1 protein-coding gene is annotated in these 968 nt (G+C 63.8%); it reads right to left on the bottom strand.

Features of this window, described 5'->3' with window-relative positions:
- Positions 1-968 (bottom strand): penicillin acylase family protein (locus JQK15_RS26470; RefSeq protein ID WP_214869632.1); only part of this gene is annotated, 968 nt, incomplete at both ends.

Below are 968 nucleotides of genomic sequence, written 5' to 3'. Positions count from 1 at the left end.
CGGGAACCGGGCTGGCTGCTATTGCCATAGCTCATCAGGCCGACGGCCTTCATCGGCGTGCCGAATTCGACCATGGAAACCCATGTCTCGCCATGGACGGGCGTGCGCTCGCCATTCTTCATCGGCCCCCAGGTGATGGTGCGAAACACGCCGGTATTGCCGAAGCCGCCATTGGCCGGCACGCTGACATCGCCGATATGAAAGCGCGAGACATCGCCGAACGGACGGTCGATCGCGCCGTATAGCTGCTTCGTCTTCGCCACCGCTTCCTTCAGCATGGCGACGGCCGCCGTCGGGGCTTTCAGGCCGCGTGGCGTTTCCAGCGGGTCGTCCAGAGTCCATTTGACGGCATAATTGGACTGGTCGGTGAAATTCTTGGGCGCGAAGAGGCCGGCCCAGGTTTCGAACAGCAGCGCGGCGCGGCTGTCGGGTTCGAACCGATGGTCCCAGCCCTTGAGCAACGCCGTGGCCGCCTGCACCTCGGCATCGTTCGATCCGGCGGCTGCCGCCAGCAGGTCGGGCAGCATCCGTTCCGCCATCAGCGAGGTGGTGGTCAGCTTGCGCGACACGAAATCGTCGAAGCTGATCTTGGGCGTCTGACTCATCAGCTTGACCGACATCTGTGCCCGCTGGCTCATCGGCCCGACCGGCGCGACATAGGCAGGGAAGCTCTTGGGATCGAGCGCACGGGGCCAGGTCGCCAGCCATGGCGGATCATTGGCGTTCTGGACGAAGCCGGTCGCCGGATCGAGCAGCTTGGGCATGTCGTCATAGCTGTGGACATCCTTCCACAGCGTCGCCGAGGTATCGCCCGGCACCGGCGCCGACCAATATTTGAGGTCGCCGCTCGCATGCTTGGGCAGCAGGCCGTTGTCGAGATAGAGGATATGGCCGGCGCGGTCGGCATAGATGATGTTGAACATCACCACCTGCATCTTGCGCAGCGCCTTTTCGAACGCGCCCCAGTC

This window comes from Sphingobium sp. BHU LFT2 (genome assembly GCF_018604485.1).
Lineage (GTDB): Bacteria > Pseudomonadota > Alphaproteobacteria > Sphingomonadales > Sphingomonadaceae > Sphingobium > Sphingobium yanoikuyae_A.
Note: the sequence above shows the minus strand (reverse complement) of the source record. Positions and strands in the feature narration are given on the sequence as shown.